The sequence below is a fragment of the Mesorhizobium sp. J428 genome (genome assembly GCF_024699925.1).
Classification (GTDB): domain Bacteria; phylum Pseudomonadota; class Alphaproteobacteria; order Rhizobiales; family Rhizobiaceae; genus Mesorhizobium_A.
Genome location: NZ_JAJOMX010000001.1, coordinates 386,640 through 408,203, shown reverse-complemented (window position 1 = coordinate 408,203; position 21,564 = coordinate 386,640). Strand labels below are relative to the sequence as shown.

The 21,564-nt window shown below is 65.7% G+C and carries 20 protein-coding genes and 1 pseudogene; 12 read left to right on the top strand and 9 right to left on the bottom strand.

Going from position 1 to position 21,564, the window contains the following annotated elements; genetic code table 11:
- Positions 1–19: 19 nt before the first annotated feature.
- From LRS09_RS02060 to LRS09_RS02050, 3 genes are all read right to left on the bottom strand, one after another.
- Entirely contained in the window at positions 20–1,405 is a 1,386-nt protein-coding gene (locus tag LRS09_RS02060) for a phospholipase D family protein (protein WP_257803956.1), read from the bottom strand.
- Between the two features lie 39 nt (positions 1,406–1,444).
- Positions 1,445–2,263: an endonuclease/exonuclease/phosphatase family protein gene (locus LRS09_RS02055; protein ID WP_257803954.1), complete on the bottom strand. Its 819-nt coding sequence runs from the start codon at positions 2,261–2,263 to the stop codon at positions 1,445–1,447.
- 195 nt (positions 2,264–2,458) lie between these two features.
- Positions 2,459–2,812 carry a DUF1428 domain-containing protein gene (locus tag LRS09_RS02050; RefSeq protein WP_257803952.1) on the bottom strand — a complete coding sequence of 118 codons (354 nt, stop codon included), beginning with the start codon at positions 2,810–2,812 and terminating at the stop codon, positions 2,459–2,461.
- A 225-nt stretch (positions 2,813–3,037) separates the two neighbouring features.
- Between LRS09_RS02050 and LRS09_RS02045 the strand changes: the two genes are divergently transcribed.
- Positions 3,038–4,717 carry a formate--tetrahydrofolate ligase gene (locus LRS09_RS02045; protein ID WP_257803950.1) on the top strand — a complete coding sequence of 560 codons (1,680 nt, stop codon included), beginning with the start codon at positions 3,038–3,040 and terminating at the stop codon, positions 4,715–4,717.
- On the opposite strand, the gene LRS09_RS02040 is transcribed toward LRS09_RS02045, so the two are convergent.
- Positions 4,714–5,934: an acyltransferase family protein gene (locus tag LRS09_RS02040; protein ID WP_257803949.1), complete on the bottom strand. Its 1,221-nt coding sequence runs from the start codon at positions 5,932–5,934 to the stop codon at positions 4,714–4,716. The two genes, LRS09_RS02045 and LRS09_RS02040, sit on opposite strands and share 4 nt — an antisense overlap.
- A 161-nt stretch (positions 5,935–6,095) precedes the next feature.
- Between LRS09_RS02040 and LRS09_RS02035 the strand changes: the two genes are divergently transcribed.
- The gene (locus LRS09_RS02035; RefSeq protein WP_257803947.1) at positions 6,096–6,959 is read left to right on the top strand and encodes a LytTR family DNA-binding domain-containing protein; all 864 of its coding nucleotides are present in this window, start codon (positions 6,096–6,098) and stop codon (positions 6,957–6,959) included.
- 12 nt (positions 6,960–6,971) lie between these two features.
- Here LRS09_RS02035 and LRS09_RS02030 read toward each other — a convergent pair whose 3' ends face one another.
- Entirely contained in the window at positions 6,972–7,394 is a 423-nt protein-coding gene (locus tag LRS09_RS02030; RefSeq protein ID WP_257803946.1) for a MarR family winged helix-turn-helix transcriptional regulator, read from the bottom strand.
- Between the two features lie 100 nt (positions 7,395–7,494).
- On the opposite strand from LRS09_RS02030, the gene LRS09_RS02025 reads away from it, so the two are divergent.
- A complete protein-coding gene (locus LRS09_RS02025) occupies positions 7,495–8,034 on the top strand; it encodes a cytochrome b (protein WP_257803944.1) in 540 nt (179 codons plus the stop codon).
- A gap of 10 nt (positions 8,035–8,044) precedes the next feature.
- Here LRS09_RS02025 and LRS09_RS02020 read toward each other — a convergent pair whose 3' ends face one another.
- The gene (locus LRS09_RS02020) at positions 8,045–8,281 is read right to left on the bottom strand and encodes a hypothetical protein (protein WP_257803943.1); all 237 of its coding nucleotides are present in this window, start codon (positions 8,279–8,281) and stop codon (positions 8,045–8,047) included.
- A gap of 97 nt (positions 8,282–8,378) precedes the next feature.
- Between LRS09_RS02020 and LRS09_RS02015 the strand changes: the two genes are divergently transcribed.
- Complete coding sequence (locus LRS09_RS02015) at positions 8,379–9,251, top strand: LysR substrate-binding domain-containing protein (protein WP_257803941.1); 873 nt, start codon at positions 8,379–8,381, stop codon at positions 9,249–9,251.
- Positions 9,252–9,281: 30 nt separating this feature from the next.
- Here the strand turns inward: LRS09_RS02015 and LRS09_RS02010 are convergent, their stop codons facing one another.
- Positions 9,282–10,565, bottom strand: a complete 1,284-nt coding sequence (locus LRS09_RS02010; RefSeq protein ID WP_257803940.1) for an RNA polymerase sigma factor — start codon at positions 10,563–10,565, stop codon at positions 9,282–9,284.
- Positions 10,538–10,900: a YciI family protein gene (locus tag LRS09_RS02005; protein ID WP_257803938.1), complete on the bottom strand. Its 363-nt coding sequence runs from the start codon at positions 10,898–10,900 to the stop codon at positions 10,538–10,540. Before LRS09_RS02005 ends, LRS09_RS02010 begins: the two co-directional genes overlap by 28 nt.
- 184 nt (positions 10,901–11,084) lie before the next feature.
- On the opposite strand from LRS09_RS02005, the gene LRS09_RS02000 reads away from it, so the two are divergent.
- From LRS09_RS02000 to LRS09_RS01990, 3 genes are all read left to right on the top strand, one after another.
- Entirely contained in the window at positions 11,085–11,801 is a 717-nt protein-coding gene (locus tag LRS09_RS02000; RefSeq protein WP_257803937.1) for a phosphatase PAP2 family protein, read from the top strand.
- 92 nt (positions 11,802–11,893) lie between these two features.
- Entirely contained in the window at positions 11,894–12,268 is a 375-nt protein-coding gene (locus tag LRS09_RS01995; protein WP_257803934.1) for a hypothetical protein, read from the top strand.
- 205 nt (positions 12,269–12,473) lie between these two features.
- Positions 12,474–14,663, top strand: a complete 2,190-nt coding sequence (locus LRS09_RS01990; RefSeq protein WP_257803932.1) for an anthranilate synthase — start codon at positions 12,474–12,476, stop codon at positions 14,661–14,663.
- Between the two features lie 29 nt (positions 14,664–14,692).
- On the opposite strand, the gene LRS09_RS01985 is transcribed toward LRS09_RS01990, so the two are convergent.
- A complete protein-coding gene (locus tag LRS09_RS01985) occupies positions 14,693–15,766 on the bottom strand; it encodes a hypothetical protein (RefSeq protein ID WP_257803931.1) in 1,074 nt (357 codons plus the stop codon).
- A 167-nt stretch (positions 15,767–15,933) separates the two neighbouring features.
- Between LRS09_RS01985 and LRS09_RS01980 the strand changes: the two genes are divergently transcribed.
- The 5 genes and pseudogenes from LRS09_RS01980 to LRS09_RS01960 all read left to right on the top strand — a co-directional run bounded on the left by LRS09_RS01980 (position 15,934) and on the right by LRS09_RS01960 (position 21,557).
- A complete protein-coding gene (locus tag LRS09_RS01980; protein ID WP_257803929.1) occupies positions 15,934–16,857 on the top strand; it encodes a cation diffusion facilitator family transporter in 924 nt (307 codons plus the stop codon).
- Between the two features lie 67 nt (positions 16,858–16,924).
- Positions 16,925–18,007: an AbrB family transcriptional regulator gene (locus tag LRS09_RS01975; protein ID WP_257803927.1), complete on the top strand. Its 1,083-nt coding sequence runs from the start codon at positions 16,925–16,927 to the stop codon at positions 18,005–18,007.
- 70 nt (positions 18,008–18,077) lie between these two features.
- The gene (locus LRS09_RS01970) at positions 18,078–18,788 is read left to right on the top strand and encodes a hypothetical protein (protein WP_257803926.1); all 711 of its coding nucleotides are present in this window, start codon (positions 18,078–18,080) and stop codon (positions 18,786–18,788) included.
- Positions 18,789–19,111: 323 nt separating this feature from the next.
- Positions 19,112–20,793: pseudogene (gene leuA, locus LRS09_RS01965) on the top strand (2-isopropylmalate synthase).
- Positions 20,790–21,557, top strand: a complete 768-nt coding sequence (locus tag LRS09_RS01960) for an alpha/beta fold hydrolase (RefSeq protein ID WP_257803925.1) — start codon at positions 20,790–20,792, stop codon at positions 21,555–21,557. The pseudogene leuA and the gene LRS09_RS01960 overlap by 4 nt, the downstream one beginning before the upstream one ends.
- The last annotated feature ends 7 nt before the right edge of the window (positions 21,558–21,564 follow it).

The window sequence follows — 21,564 nt, the reverse complement described above, 5'->3', positions numbered from 1 at the left end:
CCGGCCGGCTTTCCAGTCGTTACAACTGCGATTCGATCGGCAGCCAGCGCACGACGAAAGCGAGCAGCCGCCGGCCGACGCTTGCCTTGGGCTCGCCGTAGCGCAGCCTGTTCTCGCCCTCCGAGCGATTCCAGCGGATGCGGCTGCCCTCCAGCGTGAGCCGGTAGCTGACGTCCGGATCGCGCTCGGCCTCGAAATGGTCGAGCAGGGTCGCGACCAGCCCCGGATCCTCGAACAGCACGCCCATTTCCGCATTGAGCGAAACCGAGCGCGGGTCGAAGTTGAACGAGCCGATGAAGCCCAGCCGCTCGTCGACAGCGAAGGCCTTTGTGTGCAGGCTGGCGCCCTTGGAGCCGAAGACCGAGATTCTCTTCGGCCGCCCGGCGGGCTGGAACTCGTAGAGAGCTACGCCTGCCCTGAGCAGCCGCTTGCGATAGTTTGCGTAGGCGCCGTGCACGGCCGCGACGTCGGTCGCCGCAAGCGAATTGGTGAGCACGGTGACGCTTACGCCCTTGCCGACCATTTCCTCCAGGATCGCTGCACCCCTGCGCCCGGGAATGAAATAGGGCGAGACGATCTCCAGCCGGCGCTCCGCGGAGCGTATCTCGACCATCAGCGTGCGCATCAGCCAGGAGCGGAAGTGGCGGCCGTGCACCTTTTCCGGCGGGTCGGCGAGCACGCGCGCGCCGTCCGACCAGCGCATGCCGCCATGGGCGGCGACGAAATCGTCGATCGAACGGGCATCGCCGATCACCTTGGCGGCGTCGAGTTCGGCCACGCGCAGCCTGCTTGCCGAGCGGCGGCGTACCGTCGGGTGCACCAGATGCAGCGGCCGCGAGGCGGGGCAGGTCCAATAGCGCTCGAAGATCGCCACCGTGTCTTCCACGGCGCTCCCTAGCATCAGCATGTCGAGGTCGCGGAAGGCGGAATCGGTCCGCTCGAAATATTCGTCGCCGACGTTGCGGCCACCGACGATCGCAATGCGCCTGTCGGCGATGAAGGCTTTGGCATGCATGCGCCGCGTCAGGGCGAAGGCGCGGGATACCAGCTCCAGCCAGCGGAAGATCGAGCCGTTGCGCAGGCCGGCGGGGTTGAACAGGCGCAGTTCGATGTTGGCGTGACTGTTGAGCGCCAGATAGGTCTCGTCGCTCGACTGCGGATTGATGTCGTCGATCAGGAGCCGCACCTGCACGCCGCGGTCGGCGGCGGCGACGATCTCCTTGAGCAGCAGCCCGCCCGACCGGTCGTCGCGCAGGATGTAGTACATCAGGTCGAGTGTGGCGGTGGCGCTGCGGGCGGCGAGGATGCGCACGGCCAGCGCGTCGTCGTTTTCCGAGACCAGGAGCAGGCCGCTCTTGCCCGCGGTGGCCCTGTCCTCATCCGTCCTGGTGATGGCGGTGTCCATCGCCGCGCCCTTCAGGACCCTCCAGCCGTGAGACGGACGTCAGGCCGCATCGCGAACACCCTCCGCCGCGGCGCCGGCGAGCTTGAGGCGCGCCTTGATCGGCAAATGGTCGGAGGCGACGCGCGCTAGCGGCGAGCGGTGCACCTCGATCGAGGAGATCATCGTCTGCGGCCGGGCGAGGATGCGATCGAGCGCGAGCAGCGGGAAGCGCGACGGAAAGCTCGGCAGCACGGCATTGAGCGGCCCGAAATGCGGCAGAAGCGACAGAAGCGAGGAGCGCGTGTTGACGCGCCACTCGTTGAGGTCGCCCAGGATGACGGTCGGGCGAATGACGCCTTGCGCGGCCTCGAGCACGGCGTTGGCCTGGCGCTTGCGCGAGTGGCGGAACAGGCCGAAATGCGCCGCGATGATGCGCAAGTGGACGCCCTTGATCTCGAGGTCGGCGATCAGCGCGCCGCGCGGCTCCAGCCCCGGAAGATGGATCGTCTTGACTTCCTGAACCACGCCGGCGCGGGCGAGCAGCAGGTTACCGTGCCAGCCGTGGCTGCGCGTGCCTTGCGGCATGTGCAGCGGCACGAGATCGGTCGATTTCGCCAGCGCCTCGAGGTCGAGCAGGCCGACGCGCTCGCCGAGCCGCTCGTCGGCCTCCTGGAGCGCCACGATGTCGGCGTCAAGCTCCGCCACCACGGCCGCGGTGCGAGAGGGATCGAACCGGCCGTCGGTGCCGACGCATTTGTGGACATTGTAGGAGGCGATGGTCGTGCAGGGATCGTCCTCGCCCACCTTGACGAAATGGGGCAGCTGGTTGCGCAGCGCCGCGGCGAGGGTCCGGGGGAGGGTATGGCGGTCGTTGATCATCAAGGCCTAGATAGGATGAACTCGCGGACTTTGCAGGCACCGCCACAACGTACACGACAGCCGCCGGTTCCTTCCCGTTCCTTGTACCCGTGATTCGCGGCCATTGGAAGGAAACCGGGCCGCTCAGCCAGGCCCGGAGTCTTAGTCTTTCCGACTAGACGGGTGGTCCATGCCCATGCAGATCCCGCTTTGCCATCACCGCTCGACCATGGCGGAGAAGCCGCCGAAGATCATCCGCTTCATGTCGAAGGGAGCATCGGCCGGGTCGAAGTTCATGCGCGGGTCTTCCATCACCTTCTTGTTGACCTCGTCGCGATGGGCGCGGTCGCGATAGGTGATCCAGGCGAAGACCACCGTCTCGTCCTCCTTCGCCATCACGGCGCGGGGAAACGAGGTGAGTTCGCCGTAAGGCACATCGTCCGCGACCGATTCCAGATAGGACAGCGCGCCGTGCTCCATCCACACGGTGCAGCCGAGTTCGGCCATTTTGCGATAGTCATCCAGCCTGTCCTTGGGGATGGCGAGAACGAAACCGTCGACATAGCTCATCTTGTCCTCCTACATCTGCAGACAGGATAACGCGTCGGGTCGCGAAACGTCAGGACCCGTCGCCGAAGTCTCCTGCCGCGTGCTGACATAGCGGGCGGGCGCTTTCCAAGCCTGTCGTTTTTCGCGTATTCGGCGGCTGTTTTGGGACGGCGGAAACATCCTCGCTCGGGCTTGATGCGCCGCACCGACGGGAGGAGCCGTCGCCTGCAGATGGGGGAGACCGCCATGGCCGAATACAAGAGCGACATCGAGATCGCGCGCGCCGCGAAGAAGCTGCCGATCATGAAGATCGGCGCCAAGCTCGGCATCCCGGAGGAGCACCTGCTGCCCTACGGCCACGACAAGGCGAAGATCTCGGCCGAGTTCATCGCCTCGAAGAAGGGCGGCAAGGACGGCAAGCTGATCCTCGTCACCGCGATCAACCCCACGCCGGCGGGCGAGGGCAAGACCACGACGACGGTCGGCCTGGGCGACGGGCTGAACCGCATCGGCAAGAAGGCGATCACGTGCATCCGCGAGGCCTCGCTCGGCCCGAATTTCGGCGTCAAGGGCGGCGCGGCCGGCGGCGGCTACGCGCAGGTCGTGCCGATGGAGGACATGAACCTCCACTTCACCGGCGACTTCCACGCCATCACCACCGCGCACAACCTGCTTTCGGCGCTGATCGACAACCACATCTACTGGGGCAACGAGCTCGGCATCGACACCCGCCGCGTCGCCTGGCGCCGCGTCATGGACATGAACGACCGGGCGCTGCGCGAGATCATCTGCTCGCTGGGCGGCGTCGCCAACGGCTATCCGCGCGAGGCGGGCTTCGACATCACCGTCGCCTCGGAAGTGATGGCGATCCTGTGCCTCGCCACCGACCTGAAAGACCTGCAGAAGCGCATCGGCGACATCATCGTCGCCTACCGCCGCGACAAGAGTCCGGTCTATGCCCGCGACCTGAAGGCCGACGGCGCGATGACCGTTCTGCTCAAGGACGCCATGCAGCCGAACCTGGTGCAGACGCTGGAGAACAATCCGGCCTTCGTGCATGGCGGTCCCTTTGCCAACATCGCGCATGGCTGCAATTCCGTGGTTGCCACGACGACGGCGCTGAAGCTCGCCGACTATGTCGTCACCGAGGCCGGCTTCGGCGCGGATCTGGGCGCGGAGAAGTTCTTCGACATCAAGTGCCGCAAGGCGGGGCTGAAGCCGGCCGCAGCCGTCATCGTGGCCACGGTGCGGGCGATGAAGATGAACGGCGGCGTCAAGAAGGAAGACCTCGGCAAGGAGAATGTCGAGGCCGTGAAGAAGGGCTGCGCCAACCTTGGCCGCCACATCGAGAACGTGAAGCAGTTCGGCGTGCCGGTTGTGGTCGCCATGAACCATTTCGTCTCGGACACCGACGCCGAGATCCAGGCGATGAAGGACTATGTCGCGAGCCAGGGGTCCGAGGCGATCCTGTGCAAGCACTGGGCGCACGGCTCTGCCGGCATCGAGGATCTGGCGCACAAGGTGGTGCAACTGGCCGAGAGCGGCGCGTCGCAGTTCTCGCCGCTCTATCCCGACGAGATGAAGCTGTTCGACAAGATCGACACGGTGGTGAAGCGGATCTACCGCGGCTCGGAGGCGATTGCCGACAAGTCGGTGCGCGACCAGCTGCACCAGTGGGAACAGCAAGGCTACGGCCACCTGCCGGTCTGCATGGCCAAGACGCAATATTCGTTCTCGACCGACCCCAACCTGCGCGGCGCGCCGACCGGCCATGTCGTGCCGGTGCGCGAGGTCCGGCTGTCGGCCGGCGCCGGCTTCGTCGTGGCGATCTGCGGCGAGATCATGACCATGCCCGGCCTGCCCAAGACCCCGTCGTCGGAGAAGATCTACCTCAACGAGATGGGGTATATCGAGGGGCTGTTCTAAGCGATCTCCCGCGTGCGTGGCCTCTCTGCAGATGCAGGCAAGACGTCTGCGGGTTTGATGCGAGATACGTCCGGCCATCTCAGCCCGAACAATATCCGCGCCGGCCCCATCCTGCGGACCGCCTCGTAACCGACGATGCAACCGGCGAGGGTTCCGATGACAAGGAGCGCCGCTTCGACCGATGCGGACAGGCCCGCGTCGAGCAGGGCGAAGCCGATCAGGATGATCAGGGTCTGGTGGAGAATGTAGTACGGAAAGACGGCTTGGGTAAGATAGGCCAGCGTGGGGCCGGGGCGGTTGAGCCAGCGCTGCGCGGCGCCAAGCAGAGCGACGATGACCGTCCAGGCGTAGAGCATGCGAACAAGCCGGATCGCCAGGAAGAGCGCGGGGTCTGCACGGCAGACGTCCAGGTTCAGTCGTGCCGCGACAATTGCTCCGCCCAGCAACACGCTCAGGAGAGCTGATTTGCGCCAGTGCTGGGCGATTGCTCTCCAGAAGAGAGGATCCCTCGCTATCAGATAGCCGAGCAGGAAGGCGGTCAGGTAGTGGGCATGAGCGGCCCAGTCGTCGACGAGCGCATGGGTGGTCGGAAAGATCGGGTCGAGAGCTGCGCTGTAGAGGAGGAAGGGCAGGGCCATCGCGCCGATGAGCAGCAGGCCGGTGTGATCCGCCTCGGCGGCGCCAGACCATCGCGCAGCGACGGCCGACAGGCGGTTCAGCGCCGGGCCGGCGAGCGCGGCGACGATCGTGTAGACCAGCACGTAGGCGACATACCAGAGATGGTTCCAGGTCGGCGTGATGATCGAATAGGGGCCCGGCGGCAGGCCAAGGTAGGTCGACCAGAAGCTGAGGATACCGGGCGGGATTTCCCCTTTGGAGAGAAGCTCCACATAGGCCTGCGGCATCACCACCACGGCCATTCCGAAAGCGAGCGGTAGAAACAGGCGCAGCGTGCGGTCGCGCAGGAAAGGCAGTGTCGAGGTCTTGTCCAACGCAAAGCGAACCGCGATGCCCGAGATGAGGAACAGCAAGGTCAGCCGCCACGGATTGAGCAGCGCCATGGCCGGCTCGATCATCGGCGAGGCGTGGGTGCTCTTAACATGCCAACCCCAGGTCACGTAGAACATGCCGACGTGGTAGAGGATGAGCAGGCCGAAGGCGAGGATGCGGAGCCAGTCGAGATCGTGAAGGCGGCCGGGCACGGCGGTTGAAGGCATGGGAGAACTCCGGTGAGACGGCGATGCGGCACGGAGGCTAGGCGAGGCGCGGCGATACCGGAATCGCCCGGGGATGGACGGCAGACCGGCGGGACGGGCGGTGGCGGTGTGGGTCCTGCCCGGGACGAGCGGCGGCTGATGCGGGACGAGAATCGGCGCCGATGAGCCACGGATCAGGCCAGCCCATCCCCGAGACAGTGTCGGAGCGGGAGATCGACCGCCGCGTGTTGCACCGGTTCCTGGCGATCGCGGTGGCGTTCATGCTGGCGGTGGCGGCGGTGAACGCCTCCTCCTTCGTCACCGACGCGGCGCGGTTCGGCCTGCCGGTCACTCCGGTCGAGCCCTGGCTGCTGGAATATACCAGCATCGCCGTGATTCTCGCGCTGATGCCGCTCCTTGCCCTGTGGGAGCGACGTTTCCCCGTCGAGCCCGGCAACTGGCGCATTCTTGTTCCGGCGCATGTCGCCGGCAGCCTGGTCTATTCTGGCCTGCACGTCGCCGGCATGATCCTGCTGCGCAAGGCCGTCTTCGCCGTCCTGTTCGAGCGGCCGATCGATTTCTTCGACGAGCCGCTGACGGACCTCGTCTACGAGTACCGCAAGGATGCGCTGACATACGCGCTCGCGCTGATGATCCTGACTATCCTGCGCGCGGTCGAGGAATTGCGGCGCGATGCGGCCACTGCGCGGGCGGAAGCGCGGACGACGGGCCGCGTAACGCTCAAATCGGGCGGACGAACCATCATGCTCGACGCCGCCGCCGTGGAATGGGCGCGGGCGGCGGGCAATTATGTCGAGGTTCGCGCGGCCGGCCGCACCCATCTGGCGCGTTCCAGCCTCGGGGCGCTGGAAGAGCAGCTTGGCGAAGCGGGCGCTGACATGGCGCGCGTCCACCGTTCGCTCCTGGTCGGACGCCGCTTCGTCGCCGAGACGGCACCGGCGGGAGATGGCGACCTGCGCATCATCCTGCGTGACGGGACCGAATTGCGCGGCTCACGTCGCTTCCGGGAGAATCTCGGCACGTAGACGATGCTCCGGCTATCGCGTGGCCTTCGCGCTTCCGAGAAACGTTTCGAGATTTGCAACTACCTTGGCCAGGCCCGCCAGCAGCGCCTCGCGCTCGGCCTCCGACAGGCCGGCGAGCGCCGCCTCGTTGATCTCGCGGCCCGCCTCGCGCACCTTGATGCTCTTCTCCAGGCCTTCCGGGCTCAGCGAATAGAGCCAGGCGCGGCGGTCCTCGGGGTCGGGGCGGCGCCGGATCAGCCCGTCGCGCTCCATGCGCGACAGCGTGGCCGCCATGGTCGGCTGCTCGATCTCTGCGAATTCGGTCAGCGCGCGCTGCGACAGCGCCGCGCCATGCGCCAGGGCGAACATCACCGGCATGTAGCCCGACGACATTCCGATTGGCTTCAGCCGCGTATCGATCGTCCGCGCCAGAAGGCGCGCTGCCCAGTTGGTCATGTAACCCGTCGAGCGGAATCGATCATAAAACATAGCTTGCTATCCATTTACATCGTATGCTATATAAATCCCATTGCACCCATCGATCAAGGAGGATGTCATGGCGTTGAAGAGCGATGCAATCCGCTATGGTTCCGTCGCCCGGACGATGCACTGGGTCACGGCCGTCGCGATCCTCGCAATGGTCGGCTCGGGCCTCGCGGCCGAGAGCGCATCAGGCGAGGCGGGAGCGGTGAACATCCTGCGTTTCCACGTGGTGACGGGAGTGGCCGTGCTGGCGCTGACGGTGCTGCGTATCCTGTGGTGGGTGCTCGCCGACACGCGGCCGGCCGACACGGCAGCGACGCCGCGCTGGCAGGCGCTTGCGGCGCATGGCGTGCACTATGCCTTCTACCTGATCATCCTGCTTCTCGGCGGCAGCGGCATCGGAACGATCGTGCTGTCTGGCGCCGGGAGTGTGCTCTTCGGCGCGGGAGAGGGGGCGCTGCCCGACTTCGAGAATTTCGCGCCGCGCGGGCCGCACGGCCTTTTCGCCTGGCTGCTCATCGGCCTGGTGGCGCTGCACGTCGCCGCCGCCTTCTACCACCAGTTCGCGCTCAGGGACCGGCTTCTCGGCCGCATGGGGCTCGGCCGCGCCTGAGGCGCTGCGTTCAAGAACCGCGGCCGCGCAGGCCGGTCAGTTCCGCCACGCGGTGCAGCCGCCGCCGTTCGATCAGCGCCTCCGCCTCCGTGCGCTCCATGCCGGTGTCCTCCAGCAGGCGCGCGTCGCCCCGGGCGACAAGGTGCTCGACGGTGCGGCGTCGGACGGCATCGTCGCGCCGGCGGCGCCAGGCAGCGAGGAGGCGCATCAGCAGGGTTCCTTCGCGGGCGGGGCAGATCTCGGCCATGTGCGTGTCCTTGGATTTGGCCTACGATCTCGCTCCGTTTGACATTCGACAAACGAATAGTGACAATGCCAGAAATCGTTTTTGCTGATGGCGACCGATGACCGTTCCGCTCGAAAGCGACCTTCTGCGCACCTTCCTCGCGGTTGCCGAGACCGGGAACGTCACCCGCGCCGCCGAGCGCGTCGGCCGCACGCAATCGGCGGTCAGCATGCAGGTGAGGCGGCTGGAGGAGGGCGTGGGGGAAGCCCTGTTCGCGCGCGGGCCGCGCGGCGTGGCGCTGACGCCACGCGGCGACCAGCTGCTGCCCTATGCGCGGCGCGTCGTCGGGCTGCTTGACGAGACGGCTGTCGCCATCCGCACCACGCCGCTGGACGGGCCGGTGCGGATCGGCGTGCCGGAGGAATGGGGCCAGACGATCCTGCCGCGCGCGCTCGCAGCCTTCGCCGAGCGGCATCCGGCCGTCGAGGTCACGGTTCGATCGGCCACCTCGGTCAAACAGCTTGCCGCGCTTGACCAGGATCAGCTTGATCTGGTGGTCGCCTATGTGCCCGACCGGCAGCTGGAACATGACGTCCTGTGCGTGGACCCCACGGTCTGGGCGGCGTCGGTCGGCTATCGTCTGGAAGACCGGGATCCCGTCCCGGTGGCTCTGTTCAACGATGAATCGAACTGGTGCTCGCGTTTCGCCATCGCCTCGCTGCAGCGCTACGGCATCCGTTACCGCGTCGCCTATACCAGCGACACGCTGGCGGGCCTCGTCAGCGTGGCCTCTGCGGGGCTCGCGATTGCCTCGCTGTCGCGCAGCGTGATCCCGTCCGACTGCCGCGAGCTGACGGCCGCGGACGGCTTTCCGCCGATCGACGCCTCGCGGGTCATCCTCAAGCGCAACCCGCGCCGTTCGAGTGCGGCCATCCTCGGCATGGCGGAGATGATCCGCAAGGCATTCCAGCCGGGCGAGCCGCTGCGCTGAGGGGCCGGATACACCCTTCTGGCGCCCGCGTCAGTTGAGGCTGGCGCCGAGCCGCTCGCGACGGGCAATCAGAAACGCCCTTGCAGCCGGATCGCTCTGCAGGCCGGTGGCGCGCTCATAGGCGAGCCTGGCCTCGTGCACGTCTCCGCAGCGGGCGAGGAGGTCGGCGCGCGCGGCCCAGTAGGGCTGGTAGTCCGTCAGCCGTGCATCGTCCGCCACGGCGTCCAGATGTCTCAGGCCGGCGCCGGGCCCGTCGGTCTCGGCAATGGCGACGGCGAGGTTGACGGCCACCACCGGGGAGGGACAGATCCCGGCCAGCGCCTCGTAGAGAAGCCGGATCGCCGGCCAGTCTACATGCCGCGTCCGCCTGCGGGCGCAATGCGCCGACTGGACCGCAGCCTCGATCTGATAGCGGCCGAAGGCGCCGAAACGGCTGGCGCGCAGAAGCAGCGCCTCGGCCTCGTCGATCAGCTCGTCGTTCCACGCGGCGACGTCCTGTTCGGCGAGCGGCACGTAAGCCCCGGCGGCCGTGCGCCGCGCGGCGCTGCGGCCTTCCGCGAACAGCATCAGAGCCAGAAGGCCCAGCACCTCAGGCTCCGACGGCAACAGAGCCGAGAGGACGCGCCCGAGCCAGATCGCCTCGCCGGCGAGATTGGTGCGGCGCGCATCCGCGCCCGCCGCGTCGCTCCATCCTTCCGCGAAGGCGGCGTAGATCGCGGCCAGGACTGCGTCGAGGCGTCCGGGCATGTCCGATCGCTCCGGAATCCGCAACGGCACGGCCTTCTGCCGGATGCGCGACTTGGCGCGGACCAGGCGCTGGCCCATCGTGGCTGGAGAAACCAGGAACGCGGCGCCGATGGTGGCGGCGTCGAAGCCGAGCAGGGTCTGCAGGATCAGCGGCGCGCGCATCGCCGGCTCGATCTCCGGGGCCGCGCAGGCGAACATCAGCTTCAGCCGCTCGTCGGGAAAGCCTTCGTCCGCCGCGATGCCGCTGCGCTCGTCCTCGATCATGGCGACATGCTCCCTCGCGGCATCGGCCGTGCGCCGTCTCCGGCTCGCGTCGACCTGCCTGCGGCGGGCGACGGCAAGCAGCCAGGCCTCGGGCTTCTGCGGGACGCCGCTCGTCGGCCACTGGGCGAGCGCACTGGCGAACGCATCCGCCAGCGCGTCCTCCGCGCCGGCGATGTCGCGCGTGTGCGCCGCGAGATAGGCGACCAGCCTGCCGTAGCTGTCGCGGGCGGCGCGTTCGGCCGCCGCCCGCGCCGCCGAAGCCGGGCCGTCGGCGTTCAATTGGCCGGGGCCATGGCTGGCCATACCTCGCGCACCTCGACCGTGCCGGTGGAGGAGCCGGGGCAGCGGGCGGCCCACTGCACCGCCGAATCCATGTCCGGCGCCTCGATCAGGTAGTAGCCGCCGAGTTGTTCCTTCGTGTCGGCGAAGGGCCCGTCGAGGACCTCCGTCCTATCGTCGCGAACGCGCACGGCGGCGGCGGTCCCGGAGGGCTTCAGCCGTTCGCCCGCCAGAAGGACGCCCGCCTTCTTCAGCGCCTCGGTATAGGCATTGTAGGCGGCCGCCATCTGATAGGTCTCGTTGGTCGGGACCTTGGGCATCTTCGTTTCGTCAACGTGAATGAGAAGCATGTGCTGCATGGTGATGTTCCTTTCCGGCCACTTTTGCGTGCCGGACGAATGTCGCGCGGAGCTTCCCGCATTCGACAGTTTACAGCAGATTTTTTCGCCGCCGCCTTTTTGCCCCGGCGGACGGCGCGGCCGCATTGCCCACCGTCGCCTTTGGCGCGTATGTCAAACGCATCCTGACGGGACAAAGGCAGACATGAAGAACCGTATCACCGACCTCGTCCGCGGCCTTCGCGACCTGCCCATCACCTCCGCCCCCTTTGTCCTCGCCGCGATCGCGGGCGTCGGCGCCTACGCCTTCCTGCAGATCGCCGACGAGGTGTCGGAGGCCGAGTTCGATGCGCTCGACCGGGGGCTGCTCATGGCCTTCCGCCAGCCGGACGACCTCGCGACGCCGCTGGGACCGCCCTGGTTCCGCGAATTCATGGCGGAGCTCACCGCACTCGGCGGCTATCCGCTCTTGACCATCATCGTCGCGCTCGTGGTCGGCTATCTCATCGTCGCCCGCATGTTCGGGCCGGCGCTGTTCACTGTGCTCGCGGTTGTGTCGGGCACGGCGGTCAGCCAGCTTCTCAAGGTGCTTTACGACCGGCCGCGTCCCGACGTGGTCGAGCAGCTGGTAACCGTGCACACGGCGAGCTTCCCGAGCGGCCATGCGGCGATGAGCGCGGTGGTCTACCTCACGCTTGCCTCGCTGATCGTGCGGCTGGTCGATTCGACCGCGATCCGGGTCTACGTCCTCGTGGTCGCCCTGCTCCTCACCGTCTCGATCGGTATCAGCCGCATCTATCTCGGGGTGCACTGGCCGAGCGACGTGGCGGCGGGCTGGGCGTTCGGCATTGCCTGGGCCAGCCTCAGCTGGCTGGCCGTGGCGGCGCTGCGGGCCCTGCGCGGCCGCGAGGGCGAAGGCTGAGCGAAAAATCCGGCGGACAGTCTGCCGCGCCGATGGCGAATCCGGCGGCAGACGCGTAATCTTCCCAAGGGGAATGTCCAATGGAGAGAAACATGCGGGGAATTGCGTTCTGGTTCTTCGGATCCGCCGTCGTCTACGTGACGCTCGGCATGCTGTTCGGCATCTGGATGGCGGCGTCGCACGACCATACGCTCGCGCCGGCGCACGGCCATCTCAACCTCGTCGGCTGGGCGACCATGGCCCTGTTCGGCGTCTATTATCACCTCGTTCCGGCGGCGGCGGAAAGCCCGCTGGCCAAGGTCCATTTCGGACTGGCGACGCTCTCGGTGTGGCTGATGTTTCCCGGCATCATCCTGGCGATTCAGGGCCAGACCGAGCTCTTCGCCGTCCTTGGCGCGTTCGCTGCACTTCTGTCGATGCTGACGTTCCTGTTCATGGTGCTGCGGACGCGCGCGGCGCTGGCATAGGGCCGCAATTCTCCAGTTGCGCATGGCCGCGTTCGCGGCTATGCGTTCCACCATGATCTTGAAGTCGATCAACGCGAACTGGTGGTGGCCCGCTCTCTAGCGGCCCCGTCACGCGTGTACTAATCACAGGTGGCCGCAACGGAATATCCGGGCGGCCATTTTTCATTTTCCGCCCCGGCCGCCTCAAAGGGGAACGGAGAGCAGGATGAGCACGGAACATTTGGTCGACGGCGCGGAGCGCTTCACAACGGAAGGCGGCGTTGAGGTCACGCGACGACGCAGCCCCACGCCCTACGAGGGCGCGATCGACACCTATATCGACGCGCTGAGCTCCCGCCGCGGCGCGGTCTTCTCCTCCAACTACGAATATCCCGGCCGCTATACGCGCTGGGACACGGCGATCATCGATCCGCCGGTGTCGATCACCGCGATCGGCCGCAACCTGCGGATCGAGGCGCTTAACAGGCGCGGCGAGGCGATGCTGCCGGCGATCCGCAAGGTGATCGGCGCGCTTGCCGACGTGGCGGTGGTGGAGGCGACGGATGCGCTGATCGCGTTGAAGATCGCCGAGCCCGGCCGGGTGTTCTCGGAGGAGGAACGCAGCCGCGTCCCGTCCGTCTTCACCGTGCTGCGCGCCATCGTGGCGCTCTACAAGACCGGCGAAGACTCCAATCTCGGCCTCTACGGCGCTTTCGGCTATGACCTTGCCTTCCAGTTCGATCCCGTCGAACTGAAGCTCGACCGCTCGCGCGGCCAGCGCGACCTGGTCCTGTTCCTGCCGGACGAGATCCTCGTCGTCGACCATTACACCGCCCAGGCCTGGCACGACCACTACGACTTCGCCGTTGCCGGACATTCGACCGAGGGCTTGCCACGCGGCGGCGAGGAGAAGCCGTTCAAGACTTCCGACCGCATCCCCCCGCGCGGCGACCACGAGCCCGGCGAATATGCCAGGCTGGTGGAGAAGGCGAAGTTCTCCTTCAAGCGCGGCGACCTGTTCGAGGTCGTGCCCGGCCAGATGTTCTACGAGCGCTGCGAGACGACGCCGTCGGAGATCTGCCGCCGGCTGAAGGCGATCAACCCGTCGCCCTATTCCTTCTTCATCAATCTCGGCGACAACGAATATCTGATCGGCGCCTCGCCGGAGATGTTCGTGCGCGTGAACGGCCGCCGGGTCGAGACCTGCCCTATCTCCGGCACGATCCGGCGCGGCGATGATGCAATTTCCGATTCAGAACAGATCCTCAAGCTGTTGAATTCGAAGAAGGACGAGTCCGAGCTCACCATGTGCTCGGACGTCGACCGCAACGACAAGAGCCGCGTCTGCGAGCCAGGCTCCGTCAAGGTGATCGGCCGCCGCCAGATCGAGATGTATTCGCGGCTGATCCACACCGTCGACCACATCGAAGGCCGGCTGCGCGAGGGCATGGATGCGTTCGACGCCTTCCTGTCGCACGCCTGGGCCGTGACGGTCACCGGCGCGCCGAAGCTGTGGGCGATGCGCTTCATCGAGCAGAACGAGAAGAGCCAGCGCGCCTGGTATGGCGGCGCGATCGGCATGGTGCATTTCAACGGCGACCTGAACACGGGTCTGACGCTGCGAACTATTCGCATCCAGGACGGCATCGCCGAGGTGCGCGCGGGCGCGACGCTGCTCTACGATTCCGACCCGGCCGAGGAAGAGGCCGAGACCGAGCTGAAGGCGTCGGCGATGCTGGCGGCGATCCGCGAGGCCAAGGCCGGCAACGCCGCGGTCACGCAGCGCATGCCGGCGCGGGTGGGCGAGGGGGTCAACATCCTGCTCGTCGACCACGAGGACTCGTTCGTTCATACGCTCGCTAACTACTTCCGCCAGACCGGCGCCAACGTGACCACCGTGCGCACGCCGGTGCCGGACGAGGTGTTCGACCGCTTCAGCCCGGATCTCGTCGTCCTGTCGCCGGGGCCCGGCACGCCGGCCGACTTCGACTGCAAGGCGACGATCAAGCGCTCGCGGGCGCGGGGGCTGCCGATCTTCGGCGTGTGCCTCGGCCTGCAAGCACTGGCCGAGGCCTATGGCGGCGAGCTGCGCCAGCTTCACGTGCCGATGCACGGCAAGCCGTCGCGCATCCGCATCAACAAGCAGGGCATCGTCTTCTCGGGCCTTCCGAAAGAAGTCACCGTTGGCCGCTACCACTCGATCTTTGCAGATCCGGTGCGGCTGCCCGACGAGTTCCTGGTGACGGCGGAGACGGAGGACGGCGTCATCATGGCCTTCGAACACCGCAACGAGCCGATCGCGGCGGTGCAGTTCCATCCGGAATCGATCATGACGCTCGGCCAGAATGCCGGCATGCGGATGATCGAGAACGTCGTCGCGCACCTGCCGCGCCGGGCGAAGGTGAAGGCGGCGTGACGATACCCGAAAGGAATTTGGGCAACCCGTCAGACCACCGGCTGAGGCGGAGCCGGTGAAGGCGGTGGTGTCGCCGCTACCGCCTGCTTTTCGCTCGACTGCTTGATCCGCCCAAGCACATACCCAGATATCCCGCCTATCAAGGCGGCCAAGGCTTCGTTCTCGAGCTTGTTCGTCAGACCGAGTATAAGAATCGTTACAGTCAGGACAAATACTGTTACAAGCTCAAGGAAGATGGGATAAGTGAATCTGGTCGTTTCATCTTGATTTTTGTTTTCTGCAGTGGCCAATTTAATGATTGCCCACATAACAGACGCCATAATGCCAGCGAATATACTAATTGTAATCGCTATCGCGATTAGCATTTGATTGCTTATATCTCTTTCAAGATATTCAGGGTCTTCACGCTTTAATTTTGAAATTGACAAAATATCTTCTTCAAGATCCTCTATCCTTGTGTTAATTGCACTTATACCTGTGTTAATGTATTCTTTTATTTTTGAGATGTAGCTTACAATAATTTCGCTGGTCCTGGAAAATTTATCAAGTTCTCTGCTAAATTTCTTTATGGAGCTTTCGCAATACATCAGCATGCGGGGGAATTGAGAGGGATCGATTGTTGCAGAGTTTCCGCCTAGCTGCACTAACACCCTTCCGGTTTCGATTCGACATGCATATGTCAGCGTAGGAAGACTCAATCCATCGTCTTTTCCTTGCTCTTTAATTTCATTGACGAGAGCGTCGTTAATACTGAATTCGTCTGGATATTTTTCGGAGAGTTCTACAATATTCGCTTCGCTAACATATCCCGTTTTTATGCTCAAAAAATCGTCATTACTACGTATCGAATATTTTGTTAGTATTTCCTGGTACTTTTCTTTCTCTGTCGGAGGATTCTCTTTGATTAGTTCCGCAATCCCCCCGATGACACCTGCTACTCGACGCGCATAAGCCATGTCATAAGATGTGACATCGTTCTCGAAATCCGAAAGTCGTTTCAATCGTTCCTGGGCATCCTTTCGCACCCGAACGAGTCGGTTTTTTTCTCGCAAGCTGCTCGCTTCAGAATTCCTAATCACGACATCTGTCAAAGCGTCGGTCAATCTGTTGTCGACCGTCGCGGAATTGTTCAGCGGAGATTGGGCCAGTGAAGCCGTCGACCAAAATGTGAGCAAAACCAGTATGGCTAGAACGTGCCTCATGATATCCCCCCGCGTGAAACGATCCGAATCCAAGCCTCATCACAGTATACAACCATAAGACGAAAAAGTTGGATCATCAACCGAGAACTGCAAAAGAGCGCGTTGCCCGTCTCGCCTTCTGGTCGATCATCGTTGCCTTCGCCGTGATGGGCATGAAGTTCGCGGCCTGGTGGCTGACCGGGTCGGTCGCGCTTTATTCGGACGCGCTGGAATCGATCGTCAACGTCATCGCGGCGGGCGCGGCCTTCTGGGCGATCAATGTCAGCCACAAACCGGCCGACCAGGACCATCAGTTCGGCCACCACAAGGCGGAATACTTCTCCGCCGTGCTGGAGGGCGTGCTGATCGTCGTCGCCTCGCTGCTGATCCTGGCGGAGGTGTTCCGGGCCTGGCAGACGCCTGTCGCGCTCGAGGAGCCGGGCATGGGCCTCGGCATCAATGCGGCCGCGGCGGCGGTGAACGCAGTCTGGGCGTGGCTGCTGATCCGTGCGGGCCGGCAGGAGCGCTCGCCGGCGCTGGTCGCGGACGGCAAGCACGTGATGACCGACGTCGTCACCTCGATCGGCGTGCTCGCAGGCCTGCTCGGCGCGATCGCCACCGGCTGGGTGTTCCTCGATCCGCTGCTGGCGCTGATCGTGGCACTGAACATCCTGTTTCAGGGCTGGAAGGTCATCACCTCGTCGCTCAGCGGCCTGATGGACGAAGCGGTGCCGCTCGACCAGAACATCCGCATCCGAGAAATCATCTCGACCAATTCCAAGGGCGCGTTGGAAGTGCACGATCTCAAGACGCGCATTGCGGGCCGCGCCACCTTCATCGAGTTCCACCTGATCGTCGACGCCGACATGCGGGTGGGCGATTCGCATGCGATCTGCGACCGGATCGAGGAGGCGCTGAAGGCCGAGATCCCGAGCGTCCGCATCACCATCCATGTCGAGCCGGACGACGAGGCGAAGCTGCCGCTCGGCACGGCGGCGGTGCCCTTCGCCTGACGCCGCGCATGGCTGCCCGGCGAGATTGTCTGTTCGCCCGGCGGCCCGCAGGCTCTAGAAGGGGTTGATGGGACAAGAGCAGCCAGATCCGACATCTCGTCTTGCGAAGCTGGGCTGGTGGACCCTGCTCGTCACCCTTTCGGTCATCCTTTCTGCCCTGTTCGAGTGGGCCAACCTGCCGGCGGGGCTTCTCATCGGGCCGATGATCGCGGGCATCGTGGTCGGCGTCCTCGGCGCGCGGCTCAGGCTGCCGCCGGTCGCCCTTTTGGGCGCGCAGGCGATCATCGGCTGCCTCATCGCGGCCTCGCTCGAGCCGGCCCTGTTCTCCGCCCTGCTGGCGGACTGGCCGATACTTCTCGGGGCGACGTTCGCCACGCTGGTCGCCAGCGGCGGGCTCGGCGGCCTGATCGCCCGGTTCGGCATCCTGCCCGGAACGACCGCGATCTGGGGCTCGGCGCCGGGCGCGGCCTCCGCGATGGTGCTGATGGCCGACGCCTTCGGCGCCGATGCGCGACTGGTGGCCTTCATGCAATATGTCCGTGTCATCATGGTCTCGGTCGCCGCGGCGTTGATCGCGCGCCTTTTCGTCGACACGTCGGTGATTGAGAGGCCGCCGGTCGCCTGGTTTCCGCCGCTGGAATGGGGCGCATTCCTGACGACGCTGTCCGTCGCACTGGCCGGCGCAGTCGGTGGCCGCTTGGCGCGCCTGCCGGCGGCGATCTTCCTCGGGCCTATGTTGCTCGGCATCGTCGTCCATGCCGGCTTCGGCCTGCCGCTGCAGCTGCCGCACTGGCTGCTCGCCATAAGCTACGTTCTGGTCGGCTGGTCGATCGGGCTGCGCTTCGACCGCAAGGTACTTGCGCATGCCGGCCGCTCGCTGCCGCAGGTCATGCTGGCCGTCCTCCTGCTCATCGGCTTCTGCGGCGCGGTCGCGTGGCTGCTCGTCCACTCCCTCGGGATCGATCCGCTCACCGCCTATCTGGCGACCAGCCCGGGCGGCATGGATTCCGTCGCCATCATCGCGGCTGCGTCGGGATCGGTCGACATCGCCTTCGTCATGGCGATGCAGATGATGCGCTTCCTGATCGTGCTGCTCGCCGGTCCGCCGGTCGTGCGCTGGCTCGCGGAGCGGGTCCGCGAGCCGGACTGAATCTCCGAGGGCTTGCAAGCCTCGCCCGGCTCGGCCATTACGTTGCGTCACATGTAGGAGCCCGTATGAGATGATGGACGGTCGGATCGAGATCGCGGACGGTGAGCCCGCCGATGCGGAGCAGGCCGGCGCGCTGGTCAGGCGCATCGCGCTGATCGCGTTGCTTTCCATCGCGCTCGGCTTCGCCATCCAGGGCCTGATCCTTCTCTCGAAGCTCGCGGGCGGGATCATGCCGGCGACCTCGACGATCATCGCCGATTTCACGCACGGCATCTCCTGGTCGCTGCTGATCTGCGTCGGGGTCGGCATCGTCACGGCCGTATCGAGGGCGAAGCCGCTGGTTGCGGGCCTGGTGTCGCTTCTGGTCGCGCCGCTCGCGGTGGCGGCCGCCAAGTCGAGCCAGAAGGTGATGGCGGGTCTTGTTTCAGCGGCCGAGCAGGAGGCGGTGCTGTCGCTCAGCGCCATCTCAATACTGCGGGCCATAGAATACGGCGTGCTCGGCTGGCTGCTCGCGCGCCTCGTCCAGAAGAGCGAGATCCGCGCCACGCGCTATTTCGGCTCGGGCGGGCTGGTGGGCGTGGTATTCGGGGGCGCGATCGCCTTCTTCACCTATCAGGTGGCGGTCTCGAAGGGCCTGTCGCCGGGCGCGGTGCAGATCGCGTCGAGTATCATCAACGAGGTGATCTTCCCGATCGGCTGCGCGGCGGTGATCTATTCCAGCCAGCTCGTCGGCCGCAGCGCGCGGCTCATCGAACAGGCAAATGCCGCAAAGCCGGCCTGACGGCTTGCGCGGCGGCGCGCCTTCGGATATTGAGCCGCCCATGTCTTCGCGCCAGACCATCACCGTCTCCCGTTTCGCCGCCTTCGCGGGCGAGACGGCGCGCGCGTTCTCCTCGACCCTGCTTCTTCTCGGCCTTATCGGCGATCGCCGGGCTCGCTGAAGAGGGGCACCCGGCGGTCGATAGCCGCCGTGGCTCGTGCTCCTCGCCAGTCCCAATCCCGATCAATGCATGCTAGGACGCCGTCCGTACACGCCTGAAGGCGCCGGCGGCTCCGGAGGAACGACAGATGAACAAGCACAGCCCGATATCCCAGAAGCGCGGCATGCCGGACGCCCCGCGCAAATACCAGCCTTATCCCTTCATCGACATTCCCGACCGCACCTGGCCGTCGAAGCGGATCGAGACCGCGCCGATCTGGTGCTCGGTGGATCTCCGCGACGGCAACCAGGCGCTGATCGACCCGATGGGCCACGACCGCAAGGCCCGCATGTTCAAGCTCTTGCTCGACATGGGCTTCAAGGAGATCGAGATCGGCTTTCCGTCGGCCTCGCAGACTGACTTCGATTTTGCCCGCTGGGCGATCGAGGAGGCAGGCGTTCCGGACGACGTATCGCTGCAGGTCCTGGTGCAGTGCCGGCCTGAACTCATCACGCGCACCTTCGAATCGTTGCAGGGCGCCCGCCATCCGATCGTGCATTTCTACAACTCGACCAGCGAATTGCAGCGCCGCGTCGTGTTCGAGAAGGACGTGCGCGGCATCAAGCAGATCGCGACCGATGCGGCGAAGATGATCACCGACATGGCGGCGAAGGCGGGCGGCGGCTTCCGCTTCGAATATTCGCCGGAGAGCTTCACGGGCACCGAGCTCGACGTGGCGCTGGAGATCTGCAACGCCGTCACCGAGATCGTCAATCCGACGCCCGACAACAGGCTGATCCTCAACCTGCCGGCGACCGTCGAGATGTCGACGCCCAACATCTATGCCGACATGATCGAGTGGATGTGCCGCAATCTCGACAGGCGCGATTCGATCCTGGTGTCGCTGCACCCGCACAACGACCGCGGCACCGGCGTGGCGGCGACCGAGCTCGCGCTGATGGCGGGCGCCGACCGCGTCGAGGGCACGTTGTTCGGCAATGGCGAGCGCACCGGCAATGTCGACATCGTGACGCTGGCGCTGAACATGTACCTCAAGGGATCGATCCCGAGCTGGACTGCACCGACATCAACCGGATGAAGGACGTCTACGAGTATTCGAACCAGTTGAAGATCCCGGAGCGCCACCCCTATGTCGGCGAGCTGGTCTACACCGCCTTTTCCGGCTCGCACCAGGACGCCATCAACAAGGGCATGAAGGCGATCAAGAAGGCGAACAAGGAGTTGTGGGAGGTTCCTTACCTGCCGATCGACCCCAAGGACGTCGGCCGCACCTACGAGGCCATCATCCGCATCAACTCGCAGTCGGGCAAGGGCGGCATCGCCTATGTGCTGCAGGCCGACTACGGGCTGAACCTGCCGCGCAACCTCCAGGTCGAGTTCTCGCAGCACATCCAGTCGATCACCGACGCCGAAGGCAAGGAAGTGCCGGCGAAGCGCATCTACGAGCAGTTCCTCGAGCGCTATGTCGACCAGCCGAAGGGTCGGCTGAAGTTTGTCGACCACCAGACGATCTCGGACCCGGAGAATCGCCAGCGCCGCAAGGTCGAGGCGACGATCCTCGACCGCGGCAAGGAAGTGACGATCACCGGCACGGGCACCGGCCCGATCGACGGCTTCGTCGACGCGCTGTCGCGCCATGTCGGCGTCGACATGTCGGTGCTCGACTATTCGGAGCACTCGATGCAGCGCGGCTCGAACGCGGCCGCCATCTCCTATGTCGAGATGGAGCATCCGGGCGGCAGGCTGTTCGGGGCAGGTATCAACACCAACATCGTCGCCGCCTCGCTGGAAGCGGTGGTCTCCGCGGCCAACCGCATCCTCGAAGGCAGGAAAGCCAAGGCTTGAGCGAAACGCTGCACGCGCGCGAGAAGGGGAGCGGGCGCACAGCGCTCGTTCTCCTGCACGGCTTCGGCGGCCACTGGATGGACTGGTACGACATCCAGCCGGACCTGGCGCGCGACGCGCGCGTGCTCGCCTACGACCTTCCCGGCCATGCCCGCTCGCTCGACCATCCGGCGGCGGGCTCCGCCTCCGGCATGGCGAAGGCGATCCTCGCCGACCTCGACCGGCGCGGGATTTCGCGCGTCCATGTCGCCGGCTTTTCGATGGGCGGCGCCGTCGCCACGCTGATGGCGCTGCGCGCGCCCGACCGCGTCGCCTCGCTGACCCTGCTCGCGCCCGGCGGCTTCGGCCCGGACATCAGCGAGCCGCGGCTGAAGAACCTCGCATCGCCGGGCTCCACCGACGGCCTGCGCGCCGCGGTCAATGCGCTCGGCGCGCCCGGCTTCGACATGCCGACCAAGAATATCGCCGCACTCGCCGCGACCCGCTCGCTGCCCGGCCAGGAGGCGAAGCTTGTCGAGATCGTCGGCAAGATCGCCAAGGATGGCAAGCAGGGCGAGATCCCGCGCGACAGCCTGGCGACGCTGGCCATGCCTGTGACGGTCGTGTGGGGCACGGATGATCCGGTGCTGCCGTTCTCGCAGTCCGAGAACCTGCCAGAGGGCTTCCAGCTCGTCGTCCTGCCGGGCATCGGCCACATGCTGCCCGAGGAAGCGCGAAAGAGCGTGATCCACGCCATCCGCTCGACGATGCGGCGGGCGACGTAGCCCTGCC

What these genes read in the sequence shown, in the direction of transcription:
- LRS09_RS01970 (WP_257803926.1), top strand. Translation starts at nt 18,078, where the DNA reads ATGATGGACGGTCGGATCGAGATCGCGGACGGTGAGCCCGCCGATGCG.
- LRS09_RS01975 (WP_257803927.1), top strand. Translation starts at nt 16,925, where the DNA reads ATGGGACAAGAGCAGCCAGATCCGACATCTCGTCTTGCGAAGCTGGGC.
- LRS09_RS02035 (WP_257803947.1), top strand. Translation starts at nt 6,096, where the DNA reads ATGAGCCACGGATCAGGCCAGCCCATCCCCGAGACAGTGTCGGAGCGG.
- LRS09_RS02055 (WP_257803954.1), bottom strand. Translation starts at nt 2,263, where the DNA reads ATGATCAACGACCGCCATACCCTCCCCCGGACCCTCGCCGCGGCGCTG.
- LRS09_RS02030 (WP_257803946.1), bottom strand. Translation starts at nt 7,394, where the DNA reads ATGACCAACTGGGCAGCGCGCCTTCTGGCGCGGACGATCGATACGCGG.
- LRS09_RS02060 (WP_257803956.1), bottom strand. Translation starts at nt 1,405, where the DNA reads ATGGACACCGCCATCACCAGGACGGATGAGGACAGGGCCACCGCGGGC.
- LRS09_RS01995 (WP_257803934.1), top strand. Translation starts at nt 11,894, where the DNA reads ATGCGGGGAATTGCGTTCTGGTTCTTCGGATCCGCCGTCGTCTACGTG.
- LRS09_RS02015 (WP_257803941.1), top strand. Translation starts at nt 8,379, where the DNA reads ATGACCGTTCCGCTCGAAAGCGACCTTCTGCGCACCTTCCTCGCGGTT.
- LRS09_RS02020 (WP_257803943.1), bottom strand. Translation starts at nt 8,281, where the DNA reads ATGGCCGAGATCTGCCCCGCCCGCGAAGGAACCCTGCTGATGCGCCTC.
- LRS09_RS02025 (WP_257803944.1), top strand. Translation starts at nt 7,495, where the DNA reads ATGGCGTTGAAGAGCGATGCAATCCGCTATGGTTCCGTCGCCCGGACG.
- LRS09_RS02000 (WP_257803937.1), top strand. Translation starts at nt 11,085, where the DNA reads ATGAAGAACCGTATCACCGACCTCGTCCGCGGCCTTCGCGACCTGCCC.
- LRS09_RS02045 (WP_257803950.1), top strand. Translation starts at nt 3,038, where the DNA reads ATGGCCGAATACAAGAGCGACATCGAGATCGCGCGCGCCGCGAAGAAG.
- LRS09_RS02050 (WP_257803952.1), bottom strand. Translation starts at nt 2,812, where the DNA reads ATGAGCTATGTCGACGGTTTCGTTCTCGCCATCCCCAAGGACAGGCTG.
- LRS09_RS02040 (WP_257803949.1), bottom strand. Translation starts at nt 5,934, where the DNA reads ATGCCTTCAACCGCCGTGCCCGGCCGCCTTCACGATCTCGACTGGCTC.
- LRS09_RS01990 (WP_257803932.1), top strand. Translation starts at nt 12,474, where the DNA reads ATGAGCACGGAACATTTGGTCGACGGCGCGGAGCGCTTCACAACGGAA.
- LRS09_RS02005 (WP_257803938.1), bottom strand. Translation starts at nt 10,900, where the DNA reads ATGCAGCACATGCTTCTCATTCACGTTGACGAAACGAAGATGCCCAAG.
- LRS09_RS02010 (WP_257803940.1), bottom strand. Translation starts at nt 10,565, where the DNA reads ATGGCCAGCCATGGCCCCGGCCAATTGAACGCCGACGGCCCGGCTTCG.